This window comes from Streptomyces odontomachi (assembly GCF_024435355.1).
GTDB classification, from domain to species: domain Bacteria; phylum Actinomycetota; class Actinomycetes; order Streptomycetales; family Streptomycetaceae; genus Streptomyces; species Streptomyces odontomachi.
Window position 1 is genome coordinate 46,308 of record NZ_JAMJWG010000031.1, and the last position, 16,358, is coordinate 62,665.

General features: G+C 70.2%; 22 protein-coding genes. 9 read left to right on the top strand and 13 right to left on the bottom strand.

The genetic code is table 11. The features are described from left to right. Positions 1–55: 55 nt before the first annotated feature. From uppS to NQO67_RS39130, 6 genes are all read left to right on the top strand, one after another. Positions 56–832, top strand: coding sequence for a polyprenyl diphosphate synthase (gene uppS, locus NQO67_RS39105; protein ID WP_255955262.1), 777 nt, complete (start codon positions 56–58; stop codon positions 830–832). 386 nt (positions 833–1,218) lie between these two features. Next, positions 1,219–1,689, top strand: a complete 471-nt coding sequence (locus NQO67_RS39110; RefSeq protein ID WP_255955264.1) for a hypothetical protein — start codon at positions 1,219–1,221, stop codon at positions 1,687–1,689. A 161-nt stretch (positions 1,690–1,850) separates the two neighbouring features. Next, positions 1,851–2,846 (top strand): glycoside hydrolase family 26 protein, encoded by a 996-nt coding sequence (locus NQO67_RS39115; RefSeq protein ID WP_255955265.1) that lies wholly within the window; start codon positions 1,851–1,853, stop codon positions 2,844–2,846. A 101-nt stretch (positions 2,847–2,947) separates the two neighbouring features. Beyond that, the gene (locus NQO67_RS39120) at positions 2,948–4,243 is read left to right on the top strand and encodes a hypothetical protein (protein ID WP_255955266.1); all 1,296 of its coding nucleotides are present in this window, start codon (positions 2,948–2,950) and stop codon (positions 4,241–4,243) included. A gap of 314 nt (positions 4,244–4,557) precedes the next feature. Beyond that, on the top strand, positions 4,558–4,992 hold the full coding sequence (locus NQO67_RS39125) for a DUF7144 family membrane protein (RefSeq protein ID WP_255955267.1): 435 nt from the start codon (positions 4,558–4,560) through the stop codon (positions 4,990–4,992). 58 nt (positions 4,993–5,050) lie between these two features. Then, positions 5,051–5,674: a potassium channel family protein gene (locus NQO67_RS39130; RefSeq protein WP_308295740.1), complete on the top strand. Its 624-nt coding sequence runs from the start codon at positions 5,051–5,053 to the stop codon at positions 5,672–5,674. Positions 5,675–5,808: 134 nt separating this feature from the next. Here NQO67_RS39130 and NQO67_RS39135 read toward each other — a convergent pair whose 3' ends face one another. Then, positions 5,809–6,462, bottom strand: coding sequence for an HAD family hydrolase (locus tag NQO67_RS39135; protein WP_255955268.1), 654 nt, complete (start codon positions 6,460–6,462; stop codon positions 5,809–5,811). Positions 6,463–6,777: 315 nt separating this feature from the next. Between NQO67_RS39135 and NQO67_RS39140 the strand changes: the two genes are divergently transcribed. Next, positions 6,778–7,272, top strand: coding sequence for a hypothetical protein (locus NQO67_RS39140; protein WP_255955269.1), 495 nt, complete (start codon positions 6,778–6,780; stop codon positions 7,270–7,272). Here NQO67_RS39140 and NQO67_RS39145 read toward each other — a convergent pair. From NQO67_RS39145 to NQO67_RS39180, 8 genes are all read right to left on the bottom strand, one after another. Further along, positions 7,256–8,047 (bottom strand): phosphatase PAP2 family protein, encoded by a 792-nt coding sequence (locus NQO67_RS39145; protein ID WP_374119275.1) that lies wholly within the window; start codon positions 8,045–8,047, stop codon positions 7,256–7,258. The two genes, NQO67_RS39140 and NQO67_RS39145, sit on opposite strands and share 17 nt — an antisense overlap. Positions 8,048–8,236: 189 nt before the next feature. Continuing rightward, positions 8,237–8,845 carry a phosphatase PAP2 family protein gene (locus tag NQO67_RS39150; RefSeq protein ID WP_255955270.1) on the bottom strand — a complete coding sequence of 203 codons (609 nt, stop codon included), beginning with the start codon at positions 8,843–8,845 and terminating at the stop codon, positions 8,237–8,239. Next, a complete protein-coding gene (locus NQO67_RS39155; protein ID WP_255955271.1) occupies positions 8,842–9,606 on the bottom strand; it encodes a DedA family protein in 765 nt (254 codons plus the stop codon). Before NQO67_RS39155 ends, NQO67_RS39150 begins: the two co-directional genes overlap by 4 nt. 169 nt (positions 9,607–9,775) lie before the next feature. Continuing rightward, on the bottom strand, positions 9,776–10,231 hold the full coding sequence (locus NQO67_RS44720) for a ClpX C4-type zinc finger protein (protein ID WP_374119276.1): 456 nt from the start codon (positions 10,229–10,231) through the stop codon (positions 9,776–9,778). A 131-nt stretch (positions 10,232–10,362) separates the two neighbouring features. Continuing rightward, on the bottom strand, positions 10,363–10,617 hold the full coding sequence (locus NQO67_RS39165) for a hypothetical protein (protein ID WP_255955272.1): 255 nt from the start codon (positions 10,615–10,617) through the stop codon (positions 10,363–10,365). A gap of 18 nt (positions 10,618–10,635) precedes the next feature. After that, positions 10,636–11,028 carry an ArsR/SmtB family transcription factor gene (locus tag NQO67_RS39170; RefSeq protein ID WP_255955273.1) on the bottom strand — a complete coding sequence of 131 codons (393 nt, stop codon included), beginning with the start codon at positions 11,026–11,028 and terminating at the stop codon, positions 10,636–10,638. A 198-nt stretch (positions 11,029–11,226) separates the two neighbouring features. Then, positions 11,227–11,484, bottom strand: a complete 258-nt coding sequence (locus tag NQO67_RS39175; RefSeq protein WP_255955275.1) for a hypothetical protein — start codon at positions 11,482–11,484, stop codon at positions 11,227–11,229. 199 nt (positions 11,485–11,683) lie between these two features. After that, positions 11,684–12,310, bottom strand: coding sequence for an HAD family hydrolase (locus tag NQO67_RS39180; RefSeq protein WP_255955276.1), 627 nt, complete (start codon positions 12,308–12,310; stop codon positions 11,684–11,686). A gap of 145 nt (positions 12,311–12,455) precedes the next feature. Between NQO67_RS39180 and NQO67_RS39185 the strand changes: the two genes are divergently transcribed. Continuing rightward, positions 12,456–12,995: a GNAT family N-acetyltransferase gene (locus NQO67_RS39185; RefSeq protein ID WP_255955277.1), complete on the top strand. Its 540-nt coding sequence runs from the start codon at positions 12,456–12,458 to the stop codon at positions 12,993–12,995. Positions 12,996–13,114: 119 nt separating this feature from the next. Continuing rightward, complete coding sequence (locus NQO67_RS39190) at positions 13,115–13,480, top strand: PH domain-containing protein (RefSeq protein WP_255955278.1); 366 nt, start codon at positions 13,115–13,117, stop codon at positions 13,478–13,480. A gap of 38 nt (positions 13,481–13,518) precedes the next feature. Here NQO67_RS39190 and NQO67_RS39195 read toward each other — a convergent pair whose 3' ends face one another. The 4 genes from NQO67_RS39195 to NQO67_RS39210 form a co-directional block, all read right to left on the bottom strand. Beyond that, positions 13,519–14,028: a MaoC family dehydratase gene (locus NQO67_RS39195; protein WP_255955279.1), complete on the bottom strand. Its 510-nt coding sequence runs from the start codon at positions 14,026–14,028 to the stop codon at positions 13,519–13,521. Positions 14,029–14,106: 78 nt separating this feature from the next. Further along, on the bottom strand, positions 14,107–14,904 hold the full coding sequence (locus NQO67_RS39200) for an ABC transporter permease (RefSeq protein ID WP_255955280.1): 798 nt from the start codon (positions 14,902–14,904) through the stop codon (positions 14,107–14,109). Then, a complete protein-coding gene (locus tag NQO67_RS39205; protein WP_255955281.1) occupies positions 14,891–15,568 on the bottom strand; it encodes an ABC transporter ATP-binding protein in 678 nt (225 codons plus the stop codon). The genes NQO67_RS39200 and NQO67_RS39205 overlap by 14 nt, the downstream gene beginning before the upstream one ends. Positions 15,569–15,579: 11 nt before the next feature. After that, positions 15,580–16,224, bottom strand: a complete 645-nt coding sequence (locus NQO67_RS39210; protein WP_255955283.1) for a TetR/AcrR family transcriptional regulator — start codon at positions 16,222–16,224, stop codon at positions 15,580–15,582. Positions 16,225–16,358 lie beyond the last annotated feature (134 nt).

Below are 16,358 nucleotides of genomic sequence, written 5' to 3' on the forward strand. Positions count from 1 at the left end.
GACGACCGGATATCCGGCTCACCGGCCTCACCTGCTCCTACGGGAAGGGCACCTCATGCGCCTCACCTCACCCCTCTACGCCCTGTACGCGCGACGGCTGCGGCAACGGCTCGCGGGCGGTCCGTTGCCCGCGCACGTCGGGCTGATCATGGACGGGAACCGGCGCTGGGCCCGGCAGATGGGGCTGGCCAGTCCCAGCCTGGGGCACAAGTTCGGAGCCGAGCACGTGGAGCACGTGCTCGGCTGGTGCGAGGGGCTGGGGATCAAGCACGTCACGGTGTACGTGTGCTCGACGGAGAACCTCCGGCGCCGCGGCGACACCGAGGTCACGTTCCTGATGAAGCTGATCGAACAGGTCGTCACCGACAAGCTGGCCCGACCGGACGCCCGCTGGCAGGTGCACATCGCCGGCACCCTCGACGTGCTTCCGGACGACACGGCCCGTGCGCTCAAGACCGCAGTCGAGACCACCCGGGACTGCCCGACGGACGCCCACGTGACGCTCGCCATCGGGTACGGCGGCCGGCAGGAAGTCGTCGACGCGCTGCGCGAGCTGCTGCACGAGAGCGCGGCGAGCGGTCAGTCCCCCGCCGACCTCGCCGAACGGCTCACCGTGGACGACATCGCCCGGCACCTGTACACGGCCGGGCAGCCGGATCCCGATCTCGTCATCCGGACCAGCGGGGAGCAGCGCATGTCGAACTTCCTGCTCTGGCAGAGCGCCTATTCCGAGCTGTATTTCTGCGAGGCGTACTGGCCCGCGTTCCGCGAGGTCGACTTCCTGCGCGCGGTCCGCAGCTTCGGGGACCGCCGGCGGCGGTTCGGCCAATAGCCGGATGCGGCTCGCTCGGCGCGTGGGCATCGAATACCGGTCGTGACACAAGGACCAGCGCGCCGACTTGTAGGGCCCTGACGCGGTCACGTGAACCGTCGGGAGAACCCTCGGCTGCCCTTGCTGAGCAGCGCGAAGCCGGCTCGCCGCGCCCTGCTCCGGCACGTTGCCGCCGGATGCGGTGGCACGGTCACCTGAAGCCACCTGAAGACAGTGAAATCGCATGAATACCAGGGATCGGTCCACACATCACCTGAACATGACAAATTTCCCTCTTCGCCGCACCCTCTCGCCTCCACCACGATGAGACGCGTTCGGAGCCGCCCGGCGCCCCCAGGGGGGATCGAGCGCCACATGGCGGCATCCACACACGAGGGGGAGAACACATGTCACCGAGCAAGGCTCTGGCCCTGGCTGCTGCGGCAGCGGCGCTGGTCGTGGGGCAGGTCGCCGTCGGCAGCGCATCCGCGGCACCGGCCTCCGCGACCGCGCTCCAGCAGAAGATCGACACGTACCTGGCCACCCACCCCGACGCCCAGCAGGTCAACGCCCACAAGCTGAGCATCCCGGGTGGCACCCTGACCGTCTCGGCACCCGGCTCCAACCCCAGCGCGGCGACGCTCGCCTGCGGCAGCGGCCACCTGTGCATCCAGGACGGCGTGGGGGACCTCTACGACTACTACTACTGCGGCCTCTACAGCTTCGACGGCATAGGCGACGGAGTCTTCAACAACAACCAGACCACGGGCACCGTCGCCATCTTCTACAACTCCGACGGCAGCGTGCGCTGGACGAACACCGCCAAGGACTCCGGCACGGCCAGCTGGACGCCGGTCTTCTACATCTCACCCTGCTGACCTGCTACATCAGCAACCAGCGCCCCCGGCCGCAGCATGGCCGGGGGCGCTCCCGCGCATGCACGGGCCGCGGCACGACGATGGCTACAACAGGTCCCCCGCCTGCCAGTTCAGGTCAGGAACCTTGAACGCTCCGTGCCCCGCTGGTAAATGCACACACCATGTCTCTACATTCTCCACAAGCCACCCCACCGGTCCGCCGCACCAGGCGCCTGCCACCCGCGGTGAGTGCCGCGGCCGTGGTCGCCACGGTCACCGCGGTCGCCACGATCAGCACGTCGTCCATCGCCCTCGCCGACGGGACGGCCGGGCCGTCGGCGACGGGGACGGCGACGGGGACGAGAGCCACGCAGACGTTATGCGGCTCGACCCTCGGTGTCGGCAACGGCGGGAACTGGCAGGACGGCCTGGAAAACGAAGATGCGCGCTACGAGGGCCTGGAGGCCATCCGCATCTACTACGGCGGGCTGCCCCAGGCCTGGCCCGGAAAGGTGGACGTCGGGGGTCGCCCGCTCACCGTCTCCTTCAAAGCAGCGCCCACCGACATCATCGACAACACGAACGGCACGCTGGACACCCTGCGCAACTGGTTCGCCACCGCACCGGTCGACCAGGACATCTACTGGTCGTACTACCACGAGCCGGAAGACAACATAAAGAACGGCGAATTCACCGCCCAGCAGTACCGGGACGCCTGGAAGGTGCTGGCGCAGGCGGCCGCCGAGACGAATCACCCGCGCCTGCGGGCCACGCTGATCCTCATGGAGTGGAGCTTGCAGCCGGCCTCCGGCCGCAACTGGCGGGACTACTACCCCGGCGCCGACACGATCGACGTGCTGGGGTGGGACGCGTACAGCAGCACCAAACCCGCGCCGACCACGTACCGCGCCCCTGAGGACATGTTCGGCCAGATCGCGCAGATCAGCGACCAGGAAGGCCTGCCCTTCGCCATCCCCGAGACCGGCACCGGCCTGGTCACGGGCGACTCCGGCACCGGCCGGGCGCAGTGGCTGCGGGACGTCTCGTCCTACCTGACCGAGCACGGCGCCCTGTTCGCCGAGTACTTCGACGAGGACTGGCGGACCCACGACGGCCCCGACTACCGGCTCACCGACAGACCAAGCCGCCAGGCGTGGACGGACTTCTGCAACCCGTAACCACTGACTCACCACTCACCACTCACCACTCACCACTCACCAGCAGCCGGTAGCCGGCAGCCGGCAGCCAGCCCGCAGCGACGAACCTCATGGGAGGACCCTTGTCACCACTGACCCGACGTCACCTGCTGCGCGCGAGCGCGCTGACGGGGACGGCAACCCTCGCGCTGGGCACCGCCGGAGGCGCCGCCTCTGCCACCACCGCGTTAGCGATCAACCCGAGGCCGGCCAACGAGGCGGCGAACGTGAAGGCACTGCGCGACGCACTCGACGCCGCCGCCCGCGGTGCGGACGCCGGATGGGGAACGTCGGAGGGAGGGCGGATTCTCGTCAAGGCGGCCTCCGGTCCTTACACCCTCAAGGACACCCTGGTGATCGGCGGCAACACCCACCTCGACGCGGGCACCTCACGGTTCGAGGCCGCCTTTCCCACCGTGGCGGCGACCTACGTCACGAAGTCCGACGTCTACAGCGCGGCGGACGGCTACCCCGCCACCGTCGCAGGACGGGCCGTGGACAAGTCCGTGACACTGCATGCCACGCTGCTCTGCAACTACGTACCGTCGGACACCCCCGGCTACACCGCGCCGGGCAACATCCGGGTGACCGGAGGCTCCTGGGATGCCTCCTACACCTACCTGCACCAGTCGGGCCTGACGGACGACGACATCCGGTGGGCCATTCCGGCACCGCCGATGAACGTCTTCACCTTCGAGCACACCGCGAACGTGCTGGTCGACAACGTCACCATCTGGAACGTGAAGTCCTGGCACGCGATCGAACTGAACGCGGTCAAGTCCGCCACCGTCACCGGCTGCGCACTCCAGGGATGGATACCCGACCTCACTCAGGGGCAGTGGCACGGCGAGGCCGTCCAGCTCGACGTCGCGAGCGGCAACACCGCCTGGGGCGGCCGAGCCGACAACACGCCGTGCACCGACATCCGCATCCTGCGCAACGAGTGCGCGCCCTCGGGTTCGAGGGCCGGGTGGGGCCAGCTGTGCGGCTCGCACACCACGGTGAGCGGTCACACCCACACCGACGTGCTGATCGAGGGCAACAAGGTCACCGACGCGGTGTACGACGCGATCGGCGCCTTCAACACCCAGCGGGTGGTCATCCGCGCCAACGACGTCCAGAACTGCGTCGGCGGCATCCTCGTCAAGGCCTCCCTCAACGATCTCACCACGATCGACGTCGCCAGCAATGTCGTGGCCCTGACATCCGGATCACAGCGCCACGTCGTCGGCGTGGTCGCCCAGGCGGCCGGCGGGGACGAACCGGCGCACCCGATCAGTGACGTGCACGTCGTCGACAACCGCGGTGCCGCCGGCGCCTTCCGTTACGAGAACGCGGTCTCCTTCCGCTACGGGGACGACCACCAGACGGGGATCTAGCGTCCCGCGCCATCGGGCCCGGCGGCCGGCGGCCGGCGGCCGACACCCGCGTGACCGCATCCTTCCTGACCTGCACCGTTTCCCCCGCTATCACCCATTTGGACGCGTCCGGGTGGTGGCCCGGGCGGCGGGTGCACACGTTGGTGTCACGGGACGGGGGGACGCGGGTGACCACCTGGCGGGCGCGGCCCGAGTCGGCCGGCACGGCCCGATGCCATCGGTGTCTCCTCCTGCCCCTCATGACGTCATGAGGGGCGTGCAGGTCATGAACCGCATGCCCCCTCATGGCGGAGGAGACGACACAAGGAGTCCTCATGGCGCAGACAGCGGCACCCCGTACGCCGCACGTCCGGCCGCCCGGCACCGCCTCCTGGGCGCGCGGCGGCACGATCTTCGCAGGCATCCTGCTCCTGGTGGACGGGATGCTCGGCGTCGTCAAGGGCATCGCAGGGATCATCAGCAACAACGCGTACACCCGCCCCGGCAACTACGTGTACAGCTACAACGTCAACTCCTGGGGCTGGCTGCACCTCGGCCTGGGCGTGGTCCTCGCCCTCGCGGGCCTCGCACTGCTCACCACCGGGGCACGCTGGGCGCGCATGGTCGCCATCGCCATCGCCGCGCTCAGCCTGATCGCCAACTTCATCTGGCTGCCCTTCCAGCCGATCTGGGCGATCGTCTCGATCGCGATCGACACGTTCGTGATCTGGGCGGTGTGCACCGACCGCAGGCGGGAGACCATGGGTTGACCACGGCGACGCAGCGGTCCGGCCGCCCGTGCGGCCATCGGCGACATGAGGGACGGCTGTGACGGCACGGCCCACGGGCGGTGCCGGTGAACCGGGTCCGGGCGGGGGCTCGGGCCAGGGTCCGGGGCCGCGGACGGGCTCCGGACCGGGACCGCAGGGCCGTGCCCGACCGCCCGGTTCCGCCACTGGCTCCGCCCGGTCGTACGCCCTCACCCTGCTGTTCCTGGCCGGTGTGGTGACGGCGTACTGCCTGCTCCCCCTCGACCGCTTCGGACCGCACCACCCGGCCGCGGGCTGGACCGTCTTCGTGACGCTCCTCGGCGTGGTCGCGGTGCTGCTGCTGTGGCAGATCCGTGATGTCCTCACCGATCGGAGAGCGCTCCGGCCCGGCCTGGTCATCCCGCTGCTGGTCTGCCTGAGCGTGTTCCTGTTCGCCGCCGCGTACTACTCGCTCTCCAAGCAGCCCGGCGAGGTCCGCAACCTGCACACCCGGCTCGACGCGGTCTACTTCACGCTGGTGTCCCTGGCCACCATCGGCTACGGCGACATCGCTCCGATCGGGCAGTCGGCCCGCATCGTCGCGATCGTGCAGATCCTCTACAGCTTCGTCTTCCTGACCGCGGCGACGACGGCGCTGGGGCGGTACCTACAGCGCTGGATGCGAGAGCGGGGCGAGGGCTGACGACACCCGCGCAGGACGACGGCAGCACGCAGCGTCGTCCACGTGAACGATTGCCCACGTGCCCGATCACCCACATGGACGATTGCCCACGTGCCCGATCGCCCACGTGAACGATTGCCCACGTGAACGATTGCCTACGTGCCCGATCGCCCACGTGCCCCGTCCGGCCGGGGCCCGGGGGACCGCCCGTCCAGATGGGCGGCGATGCGTGCGATCGTCCGGACGTTGTCCTCGAAGAGGTGTCCCTGCATGCCCATCGCCCGGGCGGCCGTGACGTTGCGTGCGACGTCGTCGACGAAGAGACACTCCTCGGGACGCACCTCCAGGCTGGCGCAGACGGCCTCGAACGCCCGCGGGTCGGGCTTCTCGACACCGATCTCGTGCGAGTACACGATGCGGTCGACCAGGGCGTCGAAGCGGTAGAGCGCTGCCTCCCGCTCTCGGGCGCCGACGAAGCTGTTGCTCAGGATGCCCAGCTTGCAGCTTCCGCGCAGCCGCCGCAGCGAGCCGATGAGCTCCTCGTTCGGCGTCCCGAGGTACTCCGTCCACAGATCGGCCATGAAGGCGTCGACCTGGGGCGGGTCGAGACGCAGGCGCGCCGCTACTTGCTCGTGCACCTCTTGCTCGCCGATGGTCCCGACGCTCCCGGCCCGCCACACGTCGCTCATCCGCGCATGGACCGCACCCGGCGGCAGCTCCAGCCGCTCCTCCCACCTCTCCACCCATCCGGTCTCCGGCGTGATCTCCAGTACGCCGCCGATGTCGAGAACGACGCAGGCCTCCGTCACGCGAACTCCCCCTCTGCCCTCTTCGTCTCTGCCGGTGCTCGTCTCTGCCGCTGCTCGTCTCTGCCCGCTTCGTCCCGGGCTCGAGTGAGCCGTGTGGACACGGTCGTCCTTCCCCGAAGGGCAAGGTCAAGCGGTCTGCGCAGACCGTGCCGGCGCCTGCCCGGGCCGCCGTGTGAACGGCGGGTTTGACCAGCGGGCCCGGTGTCACCCGACCCGTGACGTATGCATTCCGGCGGCGTCGACCGCACGCACGCGGCAGGCCAACCGCCGGTCACCGGGTGCTATCACCAGAAGCCATCACCGGGAGCTTCGGACATGGTGCGCAAGAAGATGGAAGGGGACGAGGCCCAGCGGCGCGCAGCCGCGCGTAAAGCCGAACGCGCAGGTGAGCGGCCCAGTTTCCAGGGGACGACGACCGGCGCTTCCAAGCAGCGCACGCATCTGGGCACATCGACCGAACACGAGGTGAAGATAGCCACGGAACACCGTGGCAAGCAGCAGTGGCCGTATGACGTCTCGGGTGGCTCGGGGCCCCCGACCGGCCCCGAAGCCAGCCCGTTCCAGGGCCGCGGGCACCCCGAGTACTCCGCTGCACACGCACGGGTCTTCGAGACGTTGACCACCGCAGAGACGGAGAACGGTGGTGAGGGCGTGTACCTGGAGGAGATCGCGCGCCGCAGCGGAGTGCCCCGGGAGCAGACCCGTGGACTGCTGCACGACCTGATCGTGGCGCACGGCTTGGCGGCCGAGTTGCAGCACCCGGACGATCCCGACCTGGGACCGCGGTACGAGGTCAAGCGACGGCTCTGACCCGACGGCGGAGCGGTGCCGGGAGCCAGCGGCCCGCTGCCCACAGGACCAGCCCCAGCCAGCCTGCCGCGAACAGCCAGCCGCCGATGACGTCGCTGCACCAGTGCACCGCGAGATAGATCCGTGTGAGCCCGACCAGTACGCCCCAGCAGCCGATGACGGCCATGAGAAGGCCCCGGCCGTGCGGTGCCGCCAGCAGGACGGCGAGGACGAGGAGGCCGGCGGTGATCGCGGCTGTGGTGGTGTGCCCGGAGGGGAACGCCCAGCCGGTGCCGTGCGTCTGCCAGTCCAGCCGCGGCGGGCGGGGCCGCTCGACCAGCGCCATCGTCGCGTAGCGCACGGCCTGCGCCGCGCCCAGGCAGCCGGTGCCCAGGACGGCGGCGAGCAACCGCTGCCGCGCGGAACGTCCCACGGCGACACCCGCGACCACGAGGAGTGCGTACGGGGTGACGCCGGTACCGGTGGCCGTGAGCCCCCGGGCCAGCGCCGTCGCCACGGCGGGGCGGTGGGCCACGGACCAGTTCAGAAGGGTGTCGTCCACGGGGAGCGGGCCGCCACGTACGGCCATGAACCAGGCCAGCGCGACGAACACGGTGAACGCGGTCAGCGCGACCGTGGCGGCAGCAGCCGCCGCGTGACCGCCTCCGTCGCCGACACCGGCCTCCGCACCGCCTCCGTCGCCGACACCGGCGTCCGTACTGCCTCCGTCGCCGACACCGGCGTCCGCACCGTCTCCACCGTCCGCACCGGCACCACGTCGGACCGGCGTGCCCACGCCGCTCGCGTCAGGGCCCGCACCTCTTAAGCCGGCGCCCGCACCGTTCAGGTCAGCGTCCACCTCACCCGCCTCTCGTCGCTCCCGCACCCCTACGCACCGCTCGTCCCTGCTCGTCCCTTAGTCGTCACTTGCTCGTCCCTGCTCGTCCCTGCTCGTCGATCCCTGCCACCTCATCGATCCCGCCACTCACGACGCCGACAGCAGCGGTCGCAGCCAGGCGGCGGCCGTGATCCGTCGGACCAGGGCCTCCGGGCGGCGTCGTAGCGCCGTTATCGCGGCCGCCGCGATCAGGGCACCGACGAGCAGGCCGGCGACGACGTCGTGCGGGTAGTGGGCGCCCACCCAGACACGGGAGGCGGCCATGGTGGCGGCGGCGAGCGCGGCGACGGCGGCGATACGACGGGAGACCCACAGCAGGGCGACGGCCGCCGCGGCGGAAATGGCCGCATGGTTGCTCGGGAAGGACCAGTCGCCCGGCGCAGCGCACGCCTCCAGCGTCATCACCCGCAGGCTCCGGCAGGGCCGGTCCTCGCGCACCGCCAGCTTCAGCACCTCGTCGCACCCGTAGGCCGCGAGGACGACCAGCGGGGCGGCCAACGCCAGCATCGCCGCCGTGGCGCCCACCCGGCGCGCCCGCCACCAGGCCCCCGCCATGAGCAGGGCGAACACCACCAGACCGGAGCTGGACCAGACCGAAACGGCACCGTCCAGCCAGCCGGGGGCGCGGCGGGCGAGATCCACCACGGTGAGGTAGGCCGAGCCGTCGAGCGGCGAACCGTCGAGGGTGACCCTCATGGGCGCGCGCCATCCGTGTCCTGGTCCGGGCGGCGCGCGCCGTTCGCCTCCGCGCCGTTCACCTCCGCGCCGCCACCGGAGCCGCCCGCGGCCCGCGCCTTGGCGCTCCGCCGGGAGCGGTACGCCTCCGCGCAGACCGGCAGCAGCGACAGCACGACGATCACGCCGACGATCGGCAGCAGATAGCGGTCGACGTCGGGGATGGAGGAGCCGAGCAGATAGCCCGCGACGATCACGCCCACGCTCCACAGGAGCCCGCCGACCACCTGCCACACCGTGAACGTCCGCACCGGCACGCCCAGCGCACCGGCCATCGGGTTGAGGACCGTACGCACCACCGGCACGAACCTGGCCAGCACGATCGCCTTGGCCATCCCGTACCGCTCCAGCAGCTCCTCCGCCCGCTGCGCGCCCTCGCGCAGCTTGGCCGAACGGGTCCGGGCCAGCAGCGCGCCACCCGCCTTGCGACCCAGGAGATAGCCGCACTGCGAGCCGGTCAGCGCACCGATCACGGCGCAGACCAGCAGCGGCGTGAGCGACAGCTGCACACCGCGGTCCGCCGAGCCGGTGCACAGCAGGCCCGCCGTGAACAGCAGTGAGTCACCGGGCAGGAAGAAGCCGATCAGCAGCCCCGTCTCGGCGAACAGCACCACGCCGACGCCCAGCACCCCGAAGGCGGACAACAGCGACTTCGCGTCCAGCACATTGACGGCGAGCGCCTCGCCGGCGAACTGCGACGCCAGGTGCGTGGCTGTGGTCATCGTCGTGTGCCCCTTCGTCCTGCGCAGCTGACCGCGGTACGGCGACTACAATCATGTAGACGGTCTGCTGCACTGTAGACGATACCGGGCGGGGATCGCCGCTACGCCGCTTCCTGGACGACGCGGAACCGACGCAGGGCAGAACCGACGGGACCGGCGGAACCGGCCGTCACTCCTCGCCCGAGAACCGCTCCCAGGCCGACTGCCGGGAGACGCCCAGCACCTGGCCGATCCGGACCCAGGTGACGCCCCGTCGGCGTAGCTCCTGCACCCAAGAGCGCAGGTTCTCCTCCACCTGCTCCGCCACGGCCGCCACCCGCGGGATGTGTTCGAGCAGCTGCTCATCGCTGAGCGCCTCCCACATCGGCAGGCGGGGCCCGGCCGCGTTCCCCCGGGCCTCCTCGGCTTCCCCCTGAGACTCCTCGGCCTGCCCCCGGGGCTCCTCGGCCTTCCTCCGGGACTCCTCGATGACGCTTCCGGCCAGCCCGACGCACACGTCGCAGATGTACACCCCAGGCCCCGCCACCAGCTTGGCCACCTCGGTGCGCGGCTTGCCGCAGAAGGAACAGCGGGGGCTGTCGGTCGTGACGCGTCGCGCTGTCGATGGGGCATCCGATGTGACCATGCCATCTCCCGTGTCAGGCGTGTCGGGCGTGTCAGGCTTACCCTGACACGGGAGCGTAGAGTTGTCAGGGCACCCCTGACAACCCCTGGGCCGCTCCCGGGCCTTGGCTACCCGGACGCTCGGCCCCTCGGCTACTCGACCTCGCGCATCATCCGCTCCATCGAGCTGAGCGCGGCCCTGGACTGGGCGAGTTCCTCGACCGTGCGGCGCTGGATCTCGACGTTGTCCTCCAACAGGGTCTGGTACTTGACCGCCATCTGCCGGTACTGCTCCTCGCGCGCCGCCATCATCCGGGCCCGCCAGGTTGCGGCGAACTGCCGCACGACCACGATCAGGAGGAGAAAGACCCCTCCGGCGCCGACCACTGCCGCCCAGTCTTCGCCCATAACCGGCCTCCTTCGCCGTCACCGGCGTCCGCTTGACGCCTGCTTCTCGACTCGCTTCTCGTCTTGCCTGTCGTCTTGCCTCTCGCCTTGCTTCTCGCCTTCGGTGAGCGTGCCTGCCGCATGGGCGACGACTTCGGGCGTCAGCTCGTACGAGAAGGGCGTCAGCTCGTAGTACTTCATCGCCTTGCCGCTCTCGGAGAGTTCGAGGGAGCCGGCCACGATCCCGGCAGCCTCCAGCCGTTGCAGGTGCATGTGCAGCAGCGGGCGGCCCATGCCGATCTCGCGCGCCAGGGCACTGACGTAGTTGCGCCCCTGGGACAGCGCGGCGACGATCCGCAGGCGGTGCGGGTTGCCGAGCGCCGCCAGGACCTTCAACAGTTCGTCCCCCGAGGGCCCGGAAGTCTCGCTCACCCCGCCACCATGACGGCTCGATCGGGCACCTGTCAAAATAATCTGACACATGTCCGGGAACTCTGAGGGATATGTCAGGGACGCCTCAGGGTCACCGTCATCTATGCCATGCCATGCCACGCCACGCCGTGCCGTGCCATGACACGGAACGGCCCGGCCCCGTCCGGTCAGGGACGGGGCCGGGCCAACCGGCTGCTGTCACACCCCGGGTGCGACCGACGCCGAGTTCCTGTCACCGAGCGCCTTGGCTATCAGGCCCTTGACGAGGGAGCCCGCGGCGGCGATCCCCGCCGCGCCGACGGTCTGCCAGAAGCTGGCGTGGAACATGTCGGCAGGTCCGGCGGCGATCGCAACGCCGGCGGCTGACACGACGAACGTGGCGACGACCCTTTCGGCAAGGTCGACCGCGTAGGTACGGGCGGTTCTGGCGAGGTCGGGCAGGGAGGCGTTCGGCATGGCGAGGCCCTTCGGAAACAGAGGAAGCGCCGGGTGAACGGGCCCGGTTCACTATGGTTGTTCCCGCACAGAACCGCCATGAGCACCGAAAGTCGGCCAAACTACCGCCCCGTCACCTATCCCAGGCCGCCCCACCTCCAGGCCTCAGGCCCCAGGCACCAGGCCCCCGGCCCCAGGCGCAAGTTTCAGACCCCAGCCCTCAGACCGACGAAGGCCCGGCGGCCCCGAGGGCGCGCGCGATGGTCTCGGGGCCCTCGAACCGCAGGGCCGTCCAGCCGAAGGCGCGGGCCGCCTCGACGTTGGTGCCGCTGTCGTCGACGAAGAGGATCTCGCCGGGATCCCCGTCGGAGTCCCCGCCGAGCTGCCGGGCCGCGGCCTCGAACGCGGCCTTGTCGGGCTTGCGCAGCCCGAAGCGGTAGCTGAACAACAACTGGCCGAAGCTGTCGAAGGCTTCCGGGAAGAGCCGGGGCAGGACCTCTTCCTCCAGGGGGCCGTTGTTGGTGAACAGCGTCAGCGGCGCGTCGCCACGGTACCGGCGCAGCTGCTCCACGACGGCGTCGTCAGGCGAGAACGCGCTGCACCATCCCTTGTTCAACTCCTCGTCGCTGCCCTGGAACCCCACGACGGCACGCATGGCGGCACGCACCTCGTCGGCCGAACCGTAGCGCCCCGCATCGCACTCGGCGCTGAATCCGGAACCCCACAGCAGCGCGTCCACCCGGTCGGCCTCCAGGGAGAACATGTCGGAGAGCAGGGCGAGACGCCGAGGGTGATCGAAGTGGAAGAGCACGCTTCCGAGGTCGACGACGATATGGCGGATGGCCATGCGGCTGGTCCTTTCCGGCTGGCTGCGTTCTCGTCCGGGTTCGGCTACGTGATCACTATCGCAGGACGGGGCGTGGAAACAGCTGCTTTCCGGACGTACCGGGAACTCCGTTGCTCGGCTGGCCCCCTTCGTGTAGCAATGCGGCGTGATACGCGGTGAAAAGATCGGGTTGCGCGCCCGGCACGCAGAGGACGTCGCGGTTCTCCACTCCGAGCTGTACGACGACGTGCCGACCCGAGCGCGAGCCAGCTCCCACCCCTGGCGACCCATCGCGCCGGGCTCGGGATCGTCCCCCTACGCGATGATGGAACCCTCCGACCACACCGCGATCTTCTCCGTGGTGGAGCTGAGGACCGGGGAGCTGGCCGGCGAAGCCGCGCTCTGGGGCATCGACATGCACAACAGGACGGGGCACATCGGTATCTCCATGCGCCCCGCGTTCCGCGGTCGCGGCCTCGGCGCCGACGTGCTGCGCACCCTGTGCGCCTACGGATTCCAGGTGCGCGGCCTGCACCGCATCCAGCTGGAGACCCTCACGGACAACGCGGCGATGCGGGGCGCCGCGACGAAGGCGGGCTTCACCCACGAAGGCACCCTGCGCGGCTCGGGCTGGGTGTACGGCGCGTTCCTGGACGAGGTCGTCTTCGGCATCCTCGCCGAGGAGTGGGAGGCGGCCCGCGCCTGAACGCGCGGCGCGCCACGCCCGCGCAGGGATCGTGCACTTCCCGGAAGGCGCCGCACCGCACCGCGTATACAGTGCGATGCGGTGCGGTGACCACAACACGCGGGAAACGGGGGCCTGTCATGGCGCTTTTCGGAAACGCGCACGCGGTCGATCCGGCGGCGGCACAGCAGGAGTACGCACGGCTGATGGGGCAGGGCGAGCAGGTCTACGCGGCCTACCTGCTGATTCGCGACACCATCATCTTCACCGACCGTCGGCTGCTCCTCGTCGACAAGCAGGGGATCACGGGCAAGCGGGTGGAGTACCACTCCATTCCCTACAAGAGCATCACGCACTTCGCGGTCGAGACCGCCGGCCACCTCGACCTCGACGCCGAACTCAAGATCTGGCTCTCCGGCAGCGACACCCCGATCGAGAAGACCTTCACCAAGGGCGTCGACATCTACGAGGTGCAGGCCATCCTGACGCAGTTCGTGGCCGGGTAGCGGGCACGGAGCCGGCAGGAAGGGGAGCCGGGCGTCGCTCACTCACCAGCGGGTCGACGACGCAGCAGGAGGTTCATGGCGGACATGGTGACCACCGTCTCGCCGCGCTGGTTGAGTACCTCGATGCCGGTGTGGACCAGTCCGCGGTCCGGCTTGGAGCGTGAGACACGGGCCTGCTGGACGGTGGTGCGGATGGCGAGGCTGTCGCCGGGCCGGACCGGCCGTACCCAGCGCAGTTCGTCGATGCCGGGCGAGGCGAGGCTGGCGACCTTGCTGATGTAGTGGTCGGCGTAGAGCCGCATCATGACGGCGCAGGTGTGCCAGCCGCTGGCGATCAGGCCCTTGAACGGACCGTGTTCCGCGAACCGCGGGTCGGTGTGGATGTGCTGCGGGTCGAACTCGCCGGCGAAGCGGAGGATGTCGTCCTCGGTCATGGTGATGCTGCCGTAGACGTACACCGCCCCGGGCAGGTAGTCCTCGTAGTAGCGGTCCTCGATGGCGGTGGCGAAGTCCGCGTCGCTCAGCGCGGTGGTGGCAGAGGGTGTCATTCGCTGCACGATAGCCGCCGCCCGCGGGGCCGGCTGCGGCGCGCCGGCACCACGGACCGCGAACGCCCGGGCCCGTCGTCACACCGTGTGCGTACGGTTTCGGGTCCGGACGCGGAAGATGACGAGGCCGACCGCGCCGAAGCCGGCCGCCCAGGCCAGGCCGAGCGCGAGGTGGCTCCACAGCGCGGTGTGGCCGAAGGAGCCGCTGACGGCGAACTGCATGGGTCCGAAGGACGGGAACCATTGCAGGATGGGCTTGTTGGCGAGCGGGTTGCCCAGCGGGTTCTGTAGGAAGGTGTCCATCAGGCCGCCCATGATGATCAGGAAGAAGCCCTCCAGGTCATGCCTGACCAGGACGCCGATGAACAGGCCCAGGGCACCGTAGGCGAGCGCGATGACGACGAAGCCGGCGAGCACGGCGCACCAGCCGCCCGGGCCCGGACGCCAGAAGGGCAGCAGCGCGAGCGCCGTGTAGAGGGCGATGGCCGTGGCGACCAGCGCCACGGCCAGGGACTTGGCCCCGATGAGGGTGCCCTGCCGAAAGCCGGCGAACACCAGCCGCCGGTCGAAGACGAGGGCCTTGCGGACGGCGTCGAAGACGACGAACCCGGCGATCATCGTGACGGAGTTCAGCCCGGCGGAGATCAGCGTCAGATGGCCCCCGTCGACACGCAGCACCTCACCGGTGGCGTACAGCTTGAAGTGCAACGGCGTGCGCCCCGCCATCGCGCCCATCAGCAGGTACCAGACGGGGACGAAGAGGACGAGCAACAGCCCGGCCAACCGGTTGCGGGTCTGGTCGCGCACGCAGAACCGCAGCGCGGTGGGGAACTGGCCGTACTGCGGCCGGATCCGGATCGCCTCAGGCGCTGACATGGTGGTCCTCCCTGGCCGACGTGGCGCGCGGGGTCAGCCGGCCGTCGACGAGGTCGGCGAGCAGGTCGAAGCGGTCCTGCTCGAAGACCAGGTGGGTGATGATCACGACCGCCCTGCCGCGGCCGCGCAGGTCCTCGACCAGATCCCAGAACCGCAGGTAGGTCTCCCAGTCGAAACCCTGGTACGGCTCGTCGAGGAGCAGGACGTCCGGGTCGTGCAGCAGGGCCAGCGTGAGGTTGAGCTTCTGCCGGGTGCCGCCGGACAGGTCGCCCGCCGTGGCCGCCGCGTACTGCTCGTACCCGAGGAGGCGGACGAGTTCACGACCGCGCTCCAGGTCGGGCAGGCGGTGGGCGGCGGCGAAGTAGTGCAGGTGCTGCTCGACGGTGAGGCTCGCGTTCAGGACGGGGTCCTGCGGGCAGTAGCCGAGGGTCCCGGACAGCACGACCTCGCCGCGGTCCACGGGCAGGGTGCCGGCGAGCGCCTTCAGCAGCGTCGACTTGCCTGCGCCGTTCTCCCCGACGACGGCGACGAGTTGCCCCGCCGTGACCGTCAGGTCGGCGCCGCGCAGGACCGGGTGCCTGCCGTACGACTTGTGGATGTCGTGGGCCCGCAGTAACGGCTGCTCTGCGGGGAGCTCTTGAACGGGTGTGGGACCGGGCGCCATGCGCAGTCTCCTTAAGGGGTGTCTCCTGGTGGTTCCGGTGGTGCCGCGTTCAGCCCGCCCGCGTAGATGCTCAGCAGCTCCGGGGCCCAGCGCGCCATCCCGTCCGCGGACAGCGGGTCCGCGCCGAGGACTTCGGCAACGCGGTCGCGCAGCAGCAACAGGGCGAGGTCGTTGACGAGGAGGACGGCGGCGCGCACCGCCGGGTCCCGGCCCGGGTCGGCCAGTCCGGCCGCCGCCATGCCGTCCAGCGTCCGCCTGCTCAGGTCGAACAGCCGCCGGAACAGCAGCCGTCCGGCGTCGGTGTCGGACAGCAGCAACCGACGTAGGTAGGCCGGCAGAGGCGAGTCGGCCGGGAGGTGCTGGGCGAGCGCCTCACTCAGCGAACCCGCCTCGGCACCGGGGTCGAGCAGTTCCGCCGCGCCCTCCCCCGTCAGCTCGCCGAGCATCGCCTCGAAGATCGCCAGCACATGCTGGTCGACCTCCTTCCGCAGACCGTCCTTGGACCCGAAGTGATGCACGACGAGCCCCGGCGACACCCCTGCGGCAACCGCGATCTGCCGCACCGTCGCCGCCTCCGGCCCGCGCGCGGCGAACAGTCGCAGGGCCTCGTCACGGATGACGGCACGGGTGGTGCGGTCGTCGGGCGTTGAACGCATGTTCAGCATATTAAACAATCGTTCCATCCAGGTCTACGGGTGGCCCGCGAAGGGAGCCCCGCCGGCGCACCGGGAACCCGCGGGCACGCCGCGGCCCGCGACAAGGGCGACGCGGCCCGCACCGGATGAACCCA

Bases quoted from the DNA above. Each gene is read 5' to 3' on its own strand.
- uppS (WP_255955262.1), top strand. From the start codon at position 56: ATGCGCCTCACCTCACCCCTCTACGCCCTGTACGCGCGACGGCTGCGG.
- NQO67_RS39110 (WP_255955264.1), top strand. From the start codon at position 1,219: ATGTCACCGAGCAAGGCTCTGGCCCTGGCTGCTGCGGCAGCGGCGCTG.
- NQO67_RS39115 (WP_255955265.1), top strand. From the start codon at position 1,851: ATGTCTCTACATTCTCCACAAGCCACCCCACCGGTCCGCCGCACCAGG.
- NQO67_RS39125 (WP_255955267.1), top strand. From the start codon at position 4,558: ATGGCGCAGACAGCGGCACCCCGTACGCCGCACGTCCGGCCGCCCGGC.
- NQO67_RS39140 (WP_255955269.1), top strand. From the start codon at position 6,778: ATGGTGCGCAAGAAGATGGAAGGGGACGAGGCCCAGCGGCGCGCAGCC.
- NQO67_RS39150 (WP_255955270.1), bottom strand. From the start codon at position 8,845: ATGAGGGTCACCCTCGACGGTTCGCCGCTCGACGGCTCGGCCTACCTC.
- NQO67_RS39155 (WP_255955271.1), bottom strand. From the start codon at position 9,606: ATGACCACAGCCACGCACCTGGCGTCGCAGTTCGCCGGCGAGGCGCTC.
- NQO67_RS44720 (WP_374119276.1), bottom strand. From the start codon at position 10,231: ATGGTCACATCGGATGCCCCATCGACAGCGCGACGCGTCACGACCGAC.
- NQO67_RS39165 (WP_255955272.1), bottom strand. From the start codon at position 10,617: ATGGGCGAAGACTGGGCGGCAGTGGTCGGCGCCGGAGGGGTCTTTCTC.
- NQO67_RS39175 (WP_255955275.1), bottom strand. From the start codon at position 11,484: ATGCCGAACGCCTCCCTGCCCGACCTCGCCAGAACCGCCCGTACCTAC.
- NQO67_RS39180 (WP_255955276.1), bottom strand. From the start codon at position 12,310: ATGGCCATCCGCCATATCGTCGTCGACCTCGGAAGCGTGCTCTTCCAC.
- NQO67_RS39190 (WP_255955278.1), top strand. From the start codon at position 13,115: ATGGCGCTTTTCGGAAACGCGCACGCGGTCGATCCGGCGGCGGCACAG.
- NQO67_RS39195 (WP_255955279.1), bottom strand. From the start codon at position 14,028: ATGACACCCTCTGCCACCACCGCGCTGAGCGACGCGGACTTCGCCACC.
- NQO67_RS39200 (WP_255955280.1), bottom strand. From the start codon at position 14,904: ATGTCAGCGCCTGAGGCGATCCGGATCCGGCCGCAGTACGGCCAGTTC.
- NQO67_RS39205 (WP_255955281.1), bottom strand. From the start codon at position 15,568: ATGGCGCCCGGTCCCACACCCGTTCAAGAGCTCCCCGCAGAGCAGCCG.
- NQO67_RS39210 (WP_255955283.1), bottom strand. From the start codon at position 16,224: ATGCGTTCAACGCCCGACGACCGCACCACCCGTGCCGTCATCCGTGAC.